Annotated in this window: 16 protein-coding genes and 1 tRNA gene; 7 read left to right on the forward strand and 10 right to left on the reverse strand. The window is 70.8% G+C overall.

What is annotated here, in order from left to right:
- Nucleotides 1-440: 440 nt before the first annotated feature.
- From ACOJVX_RS05045 to ACOJVX_RS05070, 6 genes are all read right to left on the reverse strand, one after another.
- Nucleotides 441-695, reverse strand: a complete 255-nt coding sequence (locus ACOJVX_RS05045; protein ID WP_081715172.1) for a DUF397 domain-containing protein — start codon at nucleotides 693-695, stop codon at nucleotides 441-443.
- Between the two features lie 386 nt (nucleotides 696-1,081).
- Complete coding sequence (locus ACOJVX_RS05050; RefSeq protein WP_035291244.1) at nucleotides 1,082-1,855, reverse strand: glyoxalase; 774 nt, start codon at nucleotides 1,853-1,855, stop codon at nucleotides 1,082-1,084.
- Nucleotides 1,856-2,117: 262 nt separating this feature from the next.
- Complete coding sequence (locus ACOJVX_RS05055) at nucleotides 2,118-2,306, reverse strand: DUF397 domain-containing protein (protein ID WP_026417069.1); 189 nt, start codon at nucleotides 2,304-2,306, stop codon at nucleotides 2,118-2,120.
- 244 nt (nucleotides 2,307-2,550) lie between these two features.
- Nucleotides 2,551-2,742 carry a DUF397 domain-containing protein gene (locus ACOJVX_RS05060; RefSeq protein WP_030107257.1) on the reverse strand — a complete coding sequence of 64 codons (192 nt, stop codon included), beginning with the start codon at nucleotides 2,740-2,742 and terminating at the stop codon, nucleotides 2,551-2,553.
- A gap of 218 nt (nucleotides 2,743-2,960) precedes the next feature.
- Entirely contained in the window at nucleotides 2,961-3,152 is a 192-nt protein-coding gene (locus ACOJVX_RS05065) for a DUF397 domain-containing protein (RefSeq protein WP_026417066.1), read from the reverse strand.
- Nucleotides 3,145-4,011: a helix-turn-helix domain-containing protein gene (locus tag ACOJVX_RS05070; RefSeq protein WP_418154223.1), complete on the reverse strand. Its 867-nt coding sequence runs from the start codon at nucleotides 4,009-4,011 to the stop codon at nucleotides 3,145-3,147. Before ACOJVX_RS05070 ends, ACOJVX_RS05065 begins: the two co-directional genes overlap by 8 nt.
- 186 nt (nucleotides 4,012-4,197) lie before the next feature.
- Between ACOJVX_RS05070 and ACOJVX_RS05075 the strand changes: the two genes are divergently transcribed.
- The gene (locus tag ACOJVX_RS05075) at nucleotides 4,198-4,500 is read left to right on the forward strand and encodes a hypothetical protein (protein ID WP_155886001.1); all 303 of its coding nucleotides are present in this window, start codon (nucleotides 4,198-4,200) and stop codon (nucleotides 4,498-4,500) included.
- A gap of 91 nt (nucleotides 4,501-4,591) precedes the next feature.
- Complete coding sequence (locus ACOJVX_RS05080; RefSeq protein ID WP_030107254.1) at nucleotides 4,592-4,933, forward strand: hypothetical protein; 342 nt, start codon at nucleotides 4,592-4,594, stop codon at nucleotides 4,931-4,933.
- Between the two features lie 26 nt (nucleotides 4,934-4,959).
- On the opposite strand, the gene aceE is transcribed toward ACOJVX_RS05080, so the two are convergent.
- Nucleotides 4,960-7,755, reverse strand: a complete 2,796-nt coding sequence (aceE, locus tag ACOJVX_RS05085) for a pyruvate dehydrogenase (acetyl-transferring), homodimeric type (RefSeq protein WP_026417064.1) — start codon at nucleotides 7,753-7,755, stop codon at nucleotides 4,960-4,962.
- Between the two features lie 245 nt (nucleotides 7,756-8,000).
- Here aceE and ACOJVX_RS05090 point away from each other — a divergent pair, with 245 nt between their 5' ends.
- The 4 genes from ACOJVX_RS05090 to ACOJVX_RS05105 all read left to right on the forward strand — a co-directional run bounded on the left by ACOJVX_RS05090 (nucleotide 8,001) and on the right by ACOJVX_RS05105 (nucleotide 11,407).
- Nucleotides 8,001-8,420 (forward strand): DUF3052 domain-containing protein, encoded by a 420-nt coding sequence (locus ACOJVX_RS05090; RefSeq protein ID WP_026417063.1) that lies wholly within the window; start codon nucleotides 8,001-8,003, stop codon nucleotides 8,418-8,420.
- Nucleotides 8,421-8,510: 90 nt separating this feature from the next.
- Nucleotides 8,511-8,975, forward strand: a complete 465-nt coding sequence (locus ACOJVX_RS05095) for a peroxiredoxin (RefSeq protein WP_026417062.1) — start codon at nucleotides 8,511-8,513, stop codon at nucleotides 8,973-8,975.
- A gap of 45 nt (nucleotides 8,976-9,020) precedes the next feature.
- A tRNA-Val gene (locus ACOJVX_RS05100) sits at nucleotides 9,021-9,092 on the forward strand.
- A gap of 1,007 nt (nucleotides 9,093-10,099) precedes the next feature.
- Nucleotides 10,100-11,407: an acyltransferase family protein gene (locus ACOJVX_RS05105; RefSeq protein WP_422647289.1), complete on the forward strand. Its 1,308-nt coding sequence runs from the start codon at nucleotides 10,100-10,102 to the stop codon at nucleotides 11,405-11,407.
- Between the two features lie 50 nt (nucleotides 11,408-11,457).
- Here the strand turns inward: ACOJVX_RS05105 and ACOJVX_RS05110 are convergent, their stop codons facing one another.
- From ACOJVX_RS05110 to ACOJVX_RS05120, 3 genes are read right to left on the reverse strand one after another with little or no spacing between them, the layout of a single operon-like run.
- The gene (locus ACOJVX_RS05110) at nucleotides 11,458-11,937 is read right to left on the reverse strand and encodes a GerMN domain-containing protein (protein WP_418154219.1); all 480 of its coding nucleotides are present in this window, start codon (nucleotides 11,935-11,937) and stop codon (nucleotides 11,458-11,460) included.
- Nucleotides 11,934-13,451, reverse strand: coding sequence for an ATP-binding protein (locus tag ACOJVX_RS05115; protein WP_418154218.1), 1,518 nt, complete (start codon nucleotides 13,449-13,451; stop codon nucleotides 11,934-11,936). The genes ACOJVX_RS05110 and ACOJVX_RS05115 overlap by 4 nt, the downstream gene beginning before the upstream one ends.
- Complete coding sequence (locus ACOJVX_RS05120) at nucleotides 13,448-14,122, reverse strand: response regulator (protein ID WP_418154217.1); 675 nt, start codon at nucleotides 14,120-14,122, stop codon at nucleotides 13,448-13,450. Before ACOJVX_RS05120 ends, ACOJVX_RS05115 begins: the two co-directional genes overlap by 4 nt.
- Before the next feature lie 123 nt (nucleotides 14,123-14,245).
- On the opposite strand from ACOJVX_RS05120, the gene ACOJVX_RS05125 reads away from it, so the two are divergent.
- Nucleotides 14,246-15,058: an SGNH/GDSL hydrolase family protein gene (locus ACOJVX_RS05125; RefSeq protein ID WP_422647290.1), complete on the forward strand. Its 813-nt coding sequence runs from the start codon at nucleotides 14,246-14,248 to the stop codon at nucleotides 15,056-15,058.
- Nucleotides 15,059-15,304 lie beyond the last annotated feature (246 nt).

The raw sequence follows: 15,304 nt of genomic DNA on the forward strand, positions 1-15,304 counted from the left end.
GGCGGCCGGCGACCCGGCCCGGTCTGCCTCGGACGTCGGCCGGGGGCGGTGCCCCGCTGGCCGGCTCCCGGCGGCGATCACGGGACCAGGGGGTGGAGGCCGGGCCGCCGCCCGGAGGGCGCTCCCGCCCCACCGCTGGGCGTCCGGGCCGGGAATCGGGTGCGGCGGCCCTCCGGAGCCCGGGGTGGACGGGACTCGTGGGAGTCGGGGAGGTGCTCCGAGCGGCCTCGCGCCGGACCAGCTGGTGCGCGGCACCCGGCCAACCGGGGTGGGGGCCGGACAGCGCTGACTGCGTTCCCGCTACCGGCCCGCCGAGCCCCGGGCGGTCGAGGGTCGGGTGGTCGAAGGGGTCGTTGAGGGGGGTGGTCGTTGAGGACTCGGGCGAGGTCGACACGGCGTGGGGCCGCCGCCGAAGCGCGGCGGCCCCGAGGACGGCTCGATCAGCGCAGTGCGTGGCCCGCCTTCACGGCGGCCAGGAACTGGCCGTACTGGGTGGCGGTGAGGGTCAGGATGCCGCCGGAGGGGTTCTTGGAGTCCCGGATGGCCGCTCCGCGTGGATCGGTCGCGATCTCCACGCACGCGCTCTTGTTGGTGCTCCGGGAGGATTTCCGCCAGTGGTGGCCGTCGGTCGTCCGGGATGTCTGCTCGGCGGTGGCGGACAGGGGGCGGGTGGTGGCGGCGGAGAGGACGGCCATGGCGGGCTCCTGATCGGTTTCCTGCTGACAACGCCGTCAGCAGGGGGCAGGGATTTTAACACCCTCTGTGTTACCAGAGTGTTACCGCCAGTTACCAGTATCTATAGAGTGAGATCGTCGTCCGACGGCCCGCGTCATCCCTGGGGACGCGGGTCGGGTGGAGCGGCTGTCGTTCGACTCCTCGACCACCGACCCCGTGGCCACGCCCAGCGGAGCGGCGACGAGGTGACCCGTTCCGCCGGCACGGGACGTGGTCGCAGTGCCGGCGGAGCCGGGAACCCGGTCAGGGCCGCTACTCCCACCACCCCGCCGCCGGCACGGAGGTCGACGACGAGTCGGTGCCGGGCGCGGGTGCCCCGGCGGGCGGCCCTGGCCCGTGATCGGGGTCAGTCTTTCCCGGTGTCCGGGCCGGAGGTCGGCTCGTCACCGTCGAGCCAGCGGTTCAGGTTCGCCACGTGGGCCAACTCCGCCTCCACCCGGCGACGTTCCTCCTCGCCGAGCGGGATCGTCCGCAGCGTCGCCATCGCGTCCTCCGCCTCCTCGCGCGACTCCAACGCGACCAGTGCTTCCACCAGGGTGGCCAGGGCGAGCGCCCGCTCCACCGGCGGGGCCTGGTCGCCGTGCCGGCGAAGCCAGGACCGCAGGGCCCGCACGGCGGCCTGGTCGTCGTTCTTGAACTCGCGGAAGTTCCGCACGTTGTCCAACACCCTGGCCAGCCCGGTCAGCTTCTTCGAGCCGCCGTACTCCAGTTCCTCCGGCTCGTCGCGCTGGATGAAGATGAGCGAGTTCCCGGTGGGGTCGACCAGGGTGAACCGGGTCGCGCCCGGCCGGTAGCGGGTGATCCTCGGCCGCCCCTTCGCGAGCACCTTCCCGTAGGCCTGGCGCATGGCCTGGGTGATGGCCGCGTGGTACGGGGCCACCGAGTCGACCATGACCAGGCAACCGCCGGCGTCCTCCCGGGCGGGGTCGGTGCCGGGCGGCGCGGAACCGAAGTGCACCACCACGCCGCCCCAGTTCATCGCCAGGTAGACGTAGGGCTTGGTCTGCCGGAAGGTGACGGTGAAGCCGATCGCCTCGTAGAAGTCCGCCGTCTCGTCCACGGAGACGCAGGGCAGTGTCGGCACCATCGTCTCGGTGGGTCGTGTCGTCGTCTCGGTCACTCTCGTCCGCCTTCCGCTCGTGGCCCAGGGGCGAGCCGGCGGCCAGTCTGGCCTGCCAGGGTGCCGTCGCGCACATAGAGAGTCCATTGAGGACGGACGAGCGGGGAGGATGCGGCGCCGGAGGCGTCGCGTTGCCGCTCGTTCGCGGCGGGAGCCGAGGAGGCGCGGGGGCGGCAGAGCGGGGAGGCGGGCCCGGCCGTGGCCACCACGTCCGCGCACGCGGGCGGCCGCCGTTCGCCTGCCGGGTGCTCGCCTTTCCCCGTCAGCGTCGGAGGGCGGCGAGGAAGCTCCGGAACTGGGTGTGGGTGAGCAGGAGGGCGGGGCCGCCGGGGTTCTTGGAGTCTCGGATGGCGGCCCAGTCGGTGCCGGTGGCGATCTCCACGCACGCGCCGTTGTTGGCGCTGTGGCTGGACTTCCGCCAGCGGGCGGTGAGGAGGTGGGGAGGGTTCATGTGGGCTGCCGCCCTTCCTGGTGTGGATGGGGACGCGGCTGCGGGATGTCGTCGGCGACGAAGGCTCGCCCCTACCGGTGCCTCCCCGGCTTCGGGCGATCGCGAGTGGGCGGCGTCGCCGGGTGGGCAGGACGGGACGGCTCCCGGTGCTGGGGAGGCAGGAGGAAAGCTCATGACCCGCGCCGCTGTCGGCGGGGCGGGCAGTGTGGGCCGCTTTCCTGCTGTTGTCGACGCCGAGCTTCGGTCAGCTGTTCTTGAGGGAGCGGAGGAAGTTCCGGTACTGGGTGGGGCCGAGAAGGAGTGCGCCGCCGTCCGGGTTCTTGGAGTCTCGGATGGCGGCCCAGCGGGTGCCGGTGGCGATCTCGACGCAGTTCCCGTTGTTGGTGCTGTGGCTGGACTTCCGCCAGCGTGCGGTGGGGAGCTGGAGGGGATGCATGTCGGCTGCCGTCCTTCCTGCTGCGAGACCGGCCTCGTCAGCGGGATGCCGCTAACGCGACCGTGGCTTCGCCGTTCGGGGCGCGGTGCGGGCAGGGCACATCCCAGTGTGCGGCAGCAGGACCGCCGCCGGGAAGCCCGTATCGTGCGTTCTCGGTCGCGCTCCTGCCCCTGATACGCGGGCAACGGCTTCCCGGCGGATGTCGTAGGTGGACTCGGTTAGCCCCGCTTGACGGAGTGGATGAAGCTCCGGTACTGGGCGGGGCGGAGGATGAGTGCGCCACCCTCCGGGTTCTTGGAGTCCCGGATGGCCGCCCAGCCAACCCCACCAGCAACTTCGACGCATGTTCCGTTATTGGTGCTGCGGGAGGACTTGCGCCAGAAAGCATCAGCAAGGTTGGTGCTATTCATGGTGGCCTCCTGGCTCACTTGCCTCGATCATGTCCTGGAGGAGAGTGATGGACTCGTCCGGGGAGAGCGCGACGGACCGTGCGCTCTCCGCAGCCATCTTATAGGACGTGACCTGGTCGAAATCCTGCACGTAGACGGCGCCGTCGAGCAGCTCCGCGTAGGCGATCGATCGGGCCAGGGTGAAGTCGAAGGTGTAGTACGGCCCCAGGAGGGCCGCGTGTGGTCCGCGCTCGGGTGTCACGAACTGGAGCGTCACGTTGGGGAGTCGAGCGAGTTCGAGCAGGTGTTTGTACTGGTCCTGCCTCGTCTGCTCGGTGCCAACGGCAAGGCGGAGGGCGGCCTCGCCAACAACCGCTTGCAGTTTCAGCGGAGCCGGCCCGGTGAGCCGCTGAGCCCTGGCGAGTCGGAACCCGGAGAAGCGTTCGTTGTGGTCGGCCCGGACGAAGCCGGTCGCGCGCGTGAGTTCCTGCGCGTACTCCTCAGTCTGCAGCAGTCCGGGGATGACCGTCGGCTCGTAGACGAACTCGGACTCGGCAAGTCCTTCCAGGCCCATGAAGGTCCGAAGCCAGTCGGGCATGACATGGGACCAAGGGGCCCACCAGGCGCGGCTGTCCGAGCTGCCCGCGAGCGAGCACAAGCGGTCGATGTCCCGTTGCGGCACCCCGTAGAAGGCGAGGACCGTGGCCACGTCGTCCGGGTACTGCTGGTGGTTGCCGCTCTCCATGTGCGCGAGCTTCGACTTCGTGAACGGAAGCTGAGCGGCCACCTTCGACAGCGAGAGTCCCGTCTGCCGCCGGTAGTTGGCGAGTTCCACGCCGATCAACCAACGCAGTGCCGACGGGTCGGTGCGGTCAGCCATGGGTCGGATCTCCCCTTCGCGCATCACCAGATCTTCGCGCAGCCGACGTGGCTGGCGCACTCAGCCTGGCGTGCGGGATGCGGATCACACCACCGCTCGTTTGGGTGATCGTTCCACGAAACGTTTCGCGATAGGTTCGCCATGCTTGATCGGAGTAGCACATCCACGACTGGAAGGGTTCCTGTCATGTCGGATCTGCCACCTCACCGCTCGTTGGCCTGGCTGGGTCGTCGCTGGTTCGGCGGGGATGTCCCCACGGCTCGGCAACTCGCGGCCTGTGCGCCTCGGGTGTTCGCGTTGTGCGACGCGGACCGCTCCACGGTCGACCCCGACCCGTCCTCGGTCCGGTACTGGGGGATGTCGCTGGGCGACTCCTCGCTGCTGGCCTTCCCCAACGGAAATCTCTTCGCCTCCAGTGGGACACCGGAGGAAGCCCGCCGGCTCGCCGCGATCGTGCGGCCCACCCGGCTCGTCTGGCCGCACTCCTGACACGGCGGCACGGGCGGGGCGGGTGCGAGCCAGGCTCCGCCCGTGCGCGGCCGGCCGTTCGGGTGGTGTGGTCCGTCGCGGTCGGGGCACGATGCCCTGGCCCGAGGGCCACGCGGTCGCCGACGACCGTTCCCTGGAGTTGGGCGGGCGGGTCGCGCCGGTGCCCCTGGGTCTCCGGCCGGCGGCAGCTTCCCGGCTACTGGGCCTGGCCCTGGCCCTGGAGCTGGAGCTGGGGTCGGAGGTCCTGGTCCGCGCCCCGGTCCACTTCGGTCGGTCGCCGGGAGTGGCCGGCACCGGACACGATTCTCCCGGCTACTGGGACGAACGCGCGCCGGTCCGCCCGCGGGGCGGCGCGTCCGGGCCCGAACATGGCGAAACCCCCTCGGACTCCGTGCGCCCGAGGGGGCTTCTGCTGCACAGTGTAGCGCACTGATCACGCAGCGCGATCAGTGGGTGGGATCAGGCGGACCCCGGGTCCGAGGTCTGCGGACCGGCGGCCTGCACGTCGTCGATCTGGAACCGGCGCGCGGCCTCCGCCGCCACCGAGTAGTCCAGGTCGCCGCGCCTGGCCAGCGCCAACAGCGTTCCCACCACGATCGACTCGGCGTCGACGTTGAAGAAGCGACGCGCGGCCGGCCTGGTGTCGGAGAAGCCGAACCCGTCGGTGCCCAGGGTCAGCATGTCCGTCGGCACCCAGGGGCGGATCAGGTCCGGCACGGCACGCATCCAGTCGGACACCGCCACGACCGGGCCACCCGAGGCCCCCTGGAGGGCCTTGGTCACGTACGGCACGTGCCGGCTGGAACCCGGGTCGCGCAGGGCGGCCTTCTCGGTCTCCACCGCCTCGCGGCGCAGCTCCGACCACGAGGTGGCCGACCACACCGCGGCCCGCACGCCGTACTCCTCGGCGAGGATCTCCTGGGCGCGCAGCGCCCAGGGCATCGCCACACCGGAGACGAGGATCTGCGCGGGCAGGCCCTCCCCGGCCGGGGCGTCCGCGTAGCGGTACAGACCCCGGAGCAGGCCGTCGATGTCCAGGTTCTCCGGCTCGGCCGGCTGCTGGTACGGCTCGTTGTAGACGGTGAGGTAGTAGAAGATGGCCTCCCCGTTCGGGTAGTCCTCGCTCTCCCCGTACATCCGCTGCAACGCGTTCTTGACGATGTGCGCCAGCTCGAAGGACCAGGCCGCGTCGTAGGCGACCACGGCCGGGTTGGTCGCGGCCAGCAGCAGCGAGTGGCCGTCGTTGTGCTGGAGGCCCTCACCGGTCAGCGTGGTGCGGCCGGCGGTGGCGCCGAGCACGAAGCCCTTGGCCATCTGGTCGGCCGCCGCCCACAGCCCGTCGCCGGTCCGCTGGAACCCGAACATCGAGTAGAAGATGTAGATCGGGATCATGTTCTCGCCGTGCGTCGCGTACGACGTGCCGGCGGCGGTGAACGACGCGGTGGACCCGGCCTCGTTGATGCCCTCGTGCAGGATCTGGCCCTGCTCGCTCTCGCGGTAGGCGAGCATCAGCTTGGCGTCCACGGACGTGTACATCTGGCCCTGCGGGTTGTAGATCCGCTGGGTCGGGAACATCGAGTCCATCCCGAAGGTCCTGGCCTCGTCCGGGATGATCGGCACCAGGCGCGGGCCGATCTCGCTGTCCTTGGCCAGGTCGCGCAGCAGCCGGACGAACGCCATCGTCGTGGCGACCTCCTGCTTGCCCGAACCCCGCTTGAGCACGTCGTAGACCTTGTCGCCCGGCAGCACCAGCGGCTTGGCCTTGACCTGGCGCTCCGGCAGGAACCCGCCCAGCTCCTGGCGGCGCTTGAGCAGGTACTGGATCTCCGCCGAGTCCTTGCCCGGGTGGTAGTACGGCGGGCGGTACGGGTCGGCCTCGAGCTGCTCGTCGCTGATCGGGATCCGCAGGCTGTCCCTGAACTGCTTGAGGTCGTCCAGGGTCATCTTCTTCATCTGGTGCGTGGCGTTGCGACCGGCGAAGGACGGGCCGAGGCCATAGCCCTTGATGGTCTTGGCCAGGATCACCGTCGGCTGGCCGTGGTGGTTGGCCGCCGCCTGGTAGGCCGCGAAGACCTTCCGGTAGTCGTGCCCACCGCGCTTGAGGTTCCAGATCTGCTGGTCGGAGAAGTCGTTGACCAGCTCCTTCGTCCTCGGGTCCCGGCCGAAGAAGTGCTCCCGGACGTACGCGCCGTCGTTGGCCTTGTACGTCTGGTAGTCACCGTCGGGGGTGGTGTTCATGAGGTTGACCAGCGCGCCGTCCTTGTCGGCGTGCAGCAGGCCGTCCCACTCGCGACCCCAGATGACCTTGATGACGTTCCAGCCGGCGCCCCGGAAGAACGACTCCAGTTCCTGGATGATCTTGCCGTTGCCCCGGACCGGCCCGTCCAACCGCTGCAGGTTGCAGTTGATGACGAAGTTCAGGTTGTCCAGGCCCTCGTTCGCGGCGACGTGGATCAGGCCCCGCGACTCCGGCTCGTCCATCTCGCCGTCGCCGAGGAACGCCCAGACCTGCTGCTCCGAGGTGTCCTTGATGCCCCGGGCCTGCAGGTAGCGGTTGAACCGCGCCTGGTAGATGGCGTTCATGGGACCCAGGCCCATCGAGACCGTGGGGAACTCCCAGAAGTCCGGCATCAGCCGGGGGTGCGGGTACGAGGGCAGTCCGCCGCCGGGGCCGGCGTGCGAGAACTCCTGCCGGAAGCCGTCGAGCTGGTCCTCGGACAGGCGGCCCTCCAGGAACGCCCTGGCGTAGATGCCGGGCGAGGCGTGGCCCTGGATGAAGATGTGGTCGCCGCCTCCGGGGTGGTTCTTCCCTCGGAAGAACCAGTTGAAGCCGACCTCGTACAGCGTCGCCGATGAGGCGTACGTCGAAATGTGTCCTCCGACACCCACCCCCGGTCGCTGGGCGCGGTGCACGGTCATGGCGGCGTTCCAGCGCAGCCAGGCCCGGTAGCGGCGTTCGGTCTCCTCGTCACCCGGGAACCACGGCTCGACCTCGGTCGGGATCGTGTTCACGTAGTCGGTGCTCGTCAGCGGCGGCACCCCGACGCCGCTCTCCCGAGCCCGCTCGAGTAGCCGCAACATCACATACCTGGCACGCTGCTTACCAGCGGCGGAGAGCACCGAGTCGAAGCTTTCGAGCCACTCGGTGGTCTCCTCCGGGTCGATGTCCGGAAGGTGTGCGGCAAGGCCGTCACGGATGACACGTACCCGCTGGGGGGCGTCCGCGGCACCTTTGCCGTTGCTCTGCGGGGCCAAGGGATCTCCTCGCCAACGTCGACAGTCCTGGTCATTGGGATTCACCCAACTGTCCCATCCTCCACCATCTTCCTCGTTACCCGCGCGTGGCGTCACTACTACCGGTGGGTAGTTGTGGTGAAGTAACCGCACTAGGTTGGACCCGCCGCTTGAAAAAGTGGCCAGGGATCGCAACGATCGCAACAGCACGTGTGCGGGGGCCTGCCGGCCGTCGCAACCACACGACTTGGAGGAGTGAGGAAGCCGTGGTCGCCGCGGGAGACGCCGCAAAGGTCGGTGTCGCCGAAAAGCTCGGTATCGAGCCCGACATGGTCGTCCAGGAGATCGGTTGGGACGAGGACGTCGACGACGCGCTTCGTGCGGCGGTCGAGGAACGCAGTGGCAGTGAGCTGCTCGACGAGGACGCCCAGGAAGTGGTGGACGTCATCCTGCTGTGGTGGCGGGATGGTGACGGGGATCTCGTCGACGACGCGCTCGTCGACGCGACGTCCCCCCTCGCCGACAACGGCTTCATCTGGGTGCTGACACCCAAGACGGGCCGTGACGGGCACGTGGAGCCCTCCGTCGTCGCCGAGGCGGTGACGACGGCCGGTCTGTCGCAGACCTCGACGGTCAGCCTGCCGGGCGAATGGTCGGCGACGCGCCTGGTACGCCCGAAGCGGTGAACATCAGCCGCCGGGGGCGATGACTAGGGTGGTTGGGGCACGTCGGGTCGACGTGCCCCACCGCACCCCTAGACCTCGGAAGGCGGCCTCATGGCGCTCGACGTCGGTTCGGAAGCCCCGGACTTCACGCTCAACGACTACAACAAGCAGCAGGTCACCCTGTCGTCGTTCCGCGGCCAGAGCAACGTGCTGCTGGTCTTCTACCCGTTCGCGTTCAGCGGCCTCTGCCAGGGCGAGCTGTGCCAGGTGCGGGACGAGTTCCAGGAGTACCAGAACGCCGACGTGACCGTCCTCGGTGTGTCGGTGGACACCACCTTCAGCCTGAAGGTGTGGGCCGAGCAGCAGGGCTACACCTTCCCGCTGCTCTCGGACTTCTGGCCGCACGGCGAGGTCGCCAAGGCCTACGGCGTCTTCAACGAGGCCGGTGGCCTGGCGAACCGGGGCACCTTCCTGATCGACAAGGCCGGTGTCATCCGCTTCGCCGAGGTGAACCAGCCGGGCGAGCCCCGGGACCAGGAAGCCTGGAAGAAGGCCATCGCGGCGCTGCCGGCCTGATGACCGACTGGCGCTGGGCGGGCGGTAACCTGTCCAGCGTCGATCGGGCGCATAGCTCAGTGGGAGAGCACTCGCCTTACAAGCGAGGGGTCGTAGGTTCGAACCCTACTGCGCCCACAAACACGTCCTGGCCTGCGGGAACCGAGGGTGGTTCCATGGGCTGCCGTGAGCGCGGCGCTGGCTGGCACCTCGCCCGAAGCCACGGTCACCACGTCGAACGGCCCCAGTCCCAGCCCCGTTGGCGGTGTTCCTCCTCGCCTCGGGGCGGTCCCGTTCGCGCCCGAGGGGGCCGAGGGACACGGCGTGTACCGACACCGGTGGCCGGGCCAGTTCCAGCCGGTTCCGACCGGGCGGCCGGGATCACCACCAGGGACGTCAGGCGAGCAGCGGGCCGAGCGCGCACGAACTCGCCGGGGCCCGGCCCACGGTCGGTGCCGGGTGCTGGCGCGTCCCGTGGAGACCTCGTGGGCTCGGCCATTGGAGCGGTACTTCGCGATCGTGTGTGACGTGCCGCCGGTGTTCGCGGTGGGCGGCCCCTCGGCACGCCCGCTCCTCCGGGGGCGGGGCGGTTCGCGTCGTCCCCCCGGCTGTGGGCGGGCCGTCGACCTCGTGGCCGATGCGGCACGCCGCGTGGACCGCGTCGTGGGCGGAGAGCCAGCGAACGGCGCGGAGCGCTCACCTGCTCGGCTCCCAGCGGGAGCCGCCCTGGCCGGCTCCCGGACCATCCTGTGCCGGGCTCAGCCGAAGTCCTCCGGCACGCGGGTCCCCGCCCGTCGGTATCCCCGGGCCGCGGGGCGGCGGGCGGAACCGCGCACGTGGTCGCGGTGGTCGTCACGGGCCGTGGAGGCGCCCGCGCCCGCGGTGCGGAGAACTCCCGCGAGGCCCCCGCGCGCACCCGACCACCCGAACCGGGAGGAGCGCCGGGGAACAGCGCGCCCGCGCTCCGGAACACCTTCCTGGTAGGCGCGCCGGCACTGGACCCGGCCCCCAGGCCGCGCACCCGGGGAGGCAGCACCACCACCGAGTGGGCGGTCCCGGGCTGGTCCGCGCGGCCGCCGGCCCTGCGACAGGATCGCGACGCGACGGGGGCGGAACGGTGAACCAGGGGCGGCACCGTCGCGGACATGCGTTCTCCGGCGTACCCGACCTCCCCCCGCCCGCCCACTGGTCCTGGTCCCTCCCACGTCCCGGCTCTGGACGGGCTGCGTGGAGCGGCCGTGACGGGTGTGCTGCTGTTCCACACCGGCGCGATGCCCGGTGGCTTCCTTGGCGTGGACCTGTTCCTCGTGCTTTCGGGGTTTCTCATCACGGGGCTTCTCCTCCGTGAGGTCGAGAGCACGGGCCGGATCGCCCTGGTGCCGTTCTGGGGGCGGCGGTTACGGCGGCTGTTCCCGGCGCTGGCGCTGGTGCTGGCCGGGGTGACGCTGGTCGTGTGGGTGCTGGAGCGGCTCGGTGCCCCGGTAGCGGACCGAGGCATGGTCTCCACGACCCTGTCCGACGCCCTGTGGTCCCAGTCGTTCCTGGTGAACTGGCACCTGCTGGCCCAGGACGCGAGTTACTGGGACGCGTTCGGCCAGTCGCGCGTCTTCGGGCACCTGTGGAGCATCGCGGTCGAGGAGCAGTTCTACCTCGTGTGGCCGGTCCTCGTCGGCGCGGTGCTCTGGGCGGTGTCGCGGTTCTGGTCGCGCCGCCCGGGAAGGTCCGCGAGCGCCGTGTTCACCCTGACCCTCGCCGGCGCCGGGGTCTCGCTGCTGCTGATGATCATGATGGTCGATCCCGCCGACCCCACGCGGGTCTACACGGGCACGGACACCCGCGCGTTCTCGCTGCTGTTGGGGGGCGCGGCGGCCACCGCTGCCGCCCGCCGCTGGTTCCAACACCTCGTGGAGGCGCACCACGCGTTGTCCGGGTGGCTGATCGGAACGCTCGCGCTGGGGATCCTCGTGTTCTGGGTGCTCGCCGACGGGACCGCGACGCCGGGACTGTTCACGGGAGGCCTGTTCGGGCACGCGGCCGCCTGTGCGGTGCTCGTCGGCCTGTGCGCGGCGGTGACGACCTCGGGTGAGCGGGACCCGGGGGCGATGCCGCCTTCGCCGCTTCCGGTACGGGTTCTGCGGGCGCGCGCGATGACGTGGGTCGGCGGCATCTCGTACAGCCTGTACCTGTGGCACTGGCCGGTGATCGTCCTGATGCCCCCGCACCAGTACCCGGCCCTGCCGGCCTGGGCGCACGCCACCTTCGTGATCGGGATCTCGCTCGCACTCGCCGTCGCGTCGAAGCGCCTGGTGGAGGACCCGATCCGGTTCCGGGCCCGGTGGGCGCGCGGACGCACCGGCCTGGTCTTGTTCGGCGCCTCCTCGGCCGCGTTGCTGCTCTTGTGGTTCGGGCTGCCCGCACCCTCCGCCCCGCCGATCGACATCGATGAGCTGTGACACCGGCCGATCGGCGTGGACACCCCGGCCGGTGACGACCGGGGACCACCTCAACCGAGGGCGGGGCAGCTCCTCGGTGCTTCGGGGCGGTCGGTGAACTCGATGCCGACGCGGGTCCGGTCGGAACCGCCGGACTGGACTCGGCTGGCGAATGTGGTGCAGACGATCTGGTCGATGCCCTCGGCGCTCACCTCCGCCGAGGAGAGGGGCACGCGCACGTTCGTCAGTTCCCCGTTGATCGTCACTTCCGTCCTGGTCACCGCCGTCGGCCCGATGCCGGTGCGCAGTCCGGAACCGCCGGGGCCGGTCAGCAGTAGGGAGACGGCCTCGGCGACCGTCCCCAACCGGCCGGTCTCCCGGTGCTGAGCGGTGAGCCGCCCGTCATCGTCGAGGAAGTAGAGGGTGGTTCCCGCCGCGATCCCGGTCGGGGCGGATGGGCCCTCCTCGACGATCGCGCGCTGTGGCCCGCAGCTCGTCAACGCGATCAGGGCGAGTCCAGCCCAGGCCGAGGTGAACGGTCGATGTCTCACGTGTCCTGCTCCTCGTCGCGGAGGTGGCCGGTGGCTCTCGTCGGATGTCGGGGGAGCCAGAGGGTGAAGGCCGCACCGCCGTCCGGGGCGTTCGCGGCGCTGATCACCCCATCGTGGAGGAGGGCGTTTTCCCGGGCGATCGCCAGTCCGAGGCCGCTGCCGGGTGTGCGGGAGCGCGAGGCGTCGGCCTTGTAGAACCGGGAGAAGACATGCGGCAGAACGTCCTCCGGTATCCCCGGCCCGCGGTCGGTGACCCGGACGGTCAGCCCCTCGTCCGTGGCCAGGACGTCCACCCGCACCGGAGTTCCCCCGTGCGTGAGCGCGTTGCCGACGAGGTTGGCCACGATGACGTCGACGCGGCGGCGATCGGCCACGAGCGTGCGATCGTCCTCGGCGTCCGGTGCGGAGATGACGACGTCTCGACCCCACCCCCGATGGCGGACACAGGCGGTGATCACCTCGACCAGGTCGGTGTGTTCCCACCGCAGTTGAGCGGTACCGGCGTCGAACCGGGCGATCTCCATGATGTCCTCGACCAGCTCCATCAGCCGTCGCGTCTCGGTGACCGCCAGGTGCGCGGACTCCCGCGCCTCCGCCTCGTCCGAGGCCCCCGAGGCCTCGGCGTGCGACAGCACGTCCTGGAGGACCTCGACTGCGGCGGTCAGGGTCGTCAGGGGTGTGCGGAGTTCATGGGAGACGTCCGCGGCGAAGCGACGGGACCCTTCCTCCATCGCGGCGATCGAGTTCATGGAGTTCTGCAGGGACGCGGCCATCTCGTTGATCGTGCGGGTGAGCTGGGCCAGCTCGTCGACCCCGGTTGGTTCCAGGCGCGCGTCGAGCTCCCCCCGCGCCAGGCGTTGAGCGGTCTCCCGCAACCGCGCTACGGGGCGCAGGACGCTCCGGGAGGCCAGCAGCGCGAGTAGCACCGCCAACGGCAGCATGGCCGCCGTCGTGGTGGCCGCGCCCCGGACGAGGGCGTCGACCTGCTCTCGCACGGAGGTGAGGTCGTGGGCCGAGTACACCTCGATCCCGGACGGGGATCGTGCTCCGTCGGGCCCCGTGACCATCACCGGGGCGCCAACCACCAACCACGAGGTCCCGTCGATCTCCACGCGTTGCGTCAGCACGCGGCCGTGGTTCCCGGCGGCCTGGGCGTCCATCGTCTCGCGCAGCCGAGCGGGAACCGGGGCCGCGCCGGCCGCGAAGATGCCCTCTCCGGCGGCCGCGTCCTGGTAGACGACGAGAGCGTTCTCCCCGATCTCCCTCCGCAGCTGGTCGAGCGCGTCGGCGTCGGGGGGGTACCGCACGGACGGGGCGACCTGGGTGACCCGGCTGACCAGGTCCTCAGCGCGATGCTCCCGGGTGATCTTGAGCAGCGCGGTCTCGGACCGCTGCACACCCGCCCAGGCCGCGCCGATGGCCCCGAGCACCGTGACGCTGACGACGGTGATGAGCAGCCGTCCCCGCAGCCCGGTGGGGGCGCGCGGGAACCGTCGTGGCGACGGCGGTCTCATACCGGGCCGAACCTGTAGCCGAATCCGCGGACCGTCTGCACGTACTCCGGGCGCGCGGGGTTCCGCTCGATCTTCGCCCGCAACCGCATCACGCTGTTGTCCACCAGCCGCGAATCACCCAGGTACCCGTGCTCCCACACCTCCTCCAGCAACTGCTCACGGGTGAACACCCGCGCCGGGGCCCGCGACAGGGTCAGCAGCAGGCGCAGCTCCGTCGGCGTGAGGTTGACCTCCTGGCCGTCCACCGTGACCCTGAGCGACTCGGTGTCGATACGCAGACCACCGTGCACGCGCACACCGTCGGAGCCGCCCACCGCACGGCGCAGGACAGCGCGTATCCGCGCGTCCAGCACGGTCGGGCGAACGGGTTTGACGACGTAGTCATCCGCGCCGGCCTCCAGCCCGGTGATCACGTCGAAGTCGTCGCCTCGGGCGGTCAGCATGATGATCGGTACCTGCGACGAGGTGCGGACGCGGCGGCAGACCTCGAAACCGTCGAGGCCGGGGAGCATCAGGTCCAGCACGATCACGTCCACCTCGCCGGCGGCGAACCGGGTCAGACCGTCCTCGCCGTCGTCGGCGACCTCGACGCGGTGCCCGTGACGTCCCAGGGCGAGTTGTAACCCGCGTCTGACCAGAGCGTCGTCTTCCACCAGCAGGACAGCGGCCATGCCGTCGATCCTAGGAGGGGCACCCGTCGCGGACCGGGGTCCAGGAGCGGATGACGGCGTTCCGCGACACGACTGCGACATGGCTGGCCACCCGCCGCGACACCGGCCTGTGAGAGTCGGGGAATGCGAACACGAACAGCTCACACCTCTTCGACGGGCCGCCGACGTCAGCCGGGACGACCGATCGGGATCGCGGCGCTCGCCGTCATGGCGGTCACGCTCACCGCCTGTGGCGCCAGCCAGGGTGACGACGCGGGTGGCCAGGGGTGGACCGAAGATCTCCAGACCGCCGAGGTTGGCCTGTCGCCCGTGCTCTTCCTCGGTGACTCCGTGGCCGCCGGTCAGGCGGTCGCGCTGCGCCAGGGCCTCGCCGAGAGCGGCGTGAAGTTCATCGACGCCACCTCGACGGGGGGCGGGAACGTCGTCGGCCCCAACGCCGAGGAACGGCGGGAGCGCCTGGGCACCGAACTCCCGGAGGCGGCGGGAGGAGTCGTGATCTACCAGATCACCACCTACGACTGGGGTACTCCTGACGAACAGCGCGCCGCCTACGAGGACCTCGCGGAGCGCACCGCCGATCTCGACGCCGATCTGCTCCTCGTGTCCATGCCCCCCATCCGGCCGGACGAGTTCTACGAACCGCACATGGACGAGCTCGCTGCGGCCGGGGAGGCCGCGCGGCAGGTCGCGGACGACCTCGACGAGGTCGAGTACCTCGACGCCTCCGAGGTCTGGGGCGAGGAGTACACCAGAGAACGGGATGGCAGGATCGACCGCAGCGAGGACGGGATCCACACCTGCCCCCAGGGCGCCGCTCGGTTCACCAACTGGGCCCTCGCGCGGCTCGCCGACCTCTACGACGGCTTCGTCCCCGCCGAACCGGACACCTGGGCGAACACGGGTTGGGCTGACAGCGACGTGTTCCACGGCTGCTGACCCGGTCCCGGGGGTGCCGGCGGCACCGGTAGCGGATCGGCGCGGGCCGGCTGGCGGATGGCCGTCCGGCCTCTCCGCAAACCGCATCGCCGACGCCGGCTCGCGGGGCCGCGCCTCGGGCGGACCCGCGTCCCCGGACCTGGGCAGGTGGTACCGCGCGGGGAGGTCGTGCCCGAGTCGTAGGCCCCCTTCTACCGGACCGTCCGGCCCAGGGCGCGGTGTCCCGTGTCCTCGTCCCACCGCCGG

This window comes from Actinoalloteichus caeruleus (genome assembly GCF_049311605.1).
Taxonomy (GTDB): domain Bacteria; phylum Actinomycetota; class Actinomycetes; order Mycobacteriales; family Pseudonocardiaceae; genus Actinoalloteichus_B; species Actinoalloteichus_B caeruleus.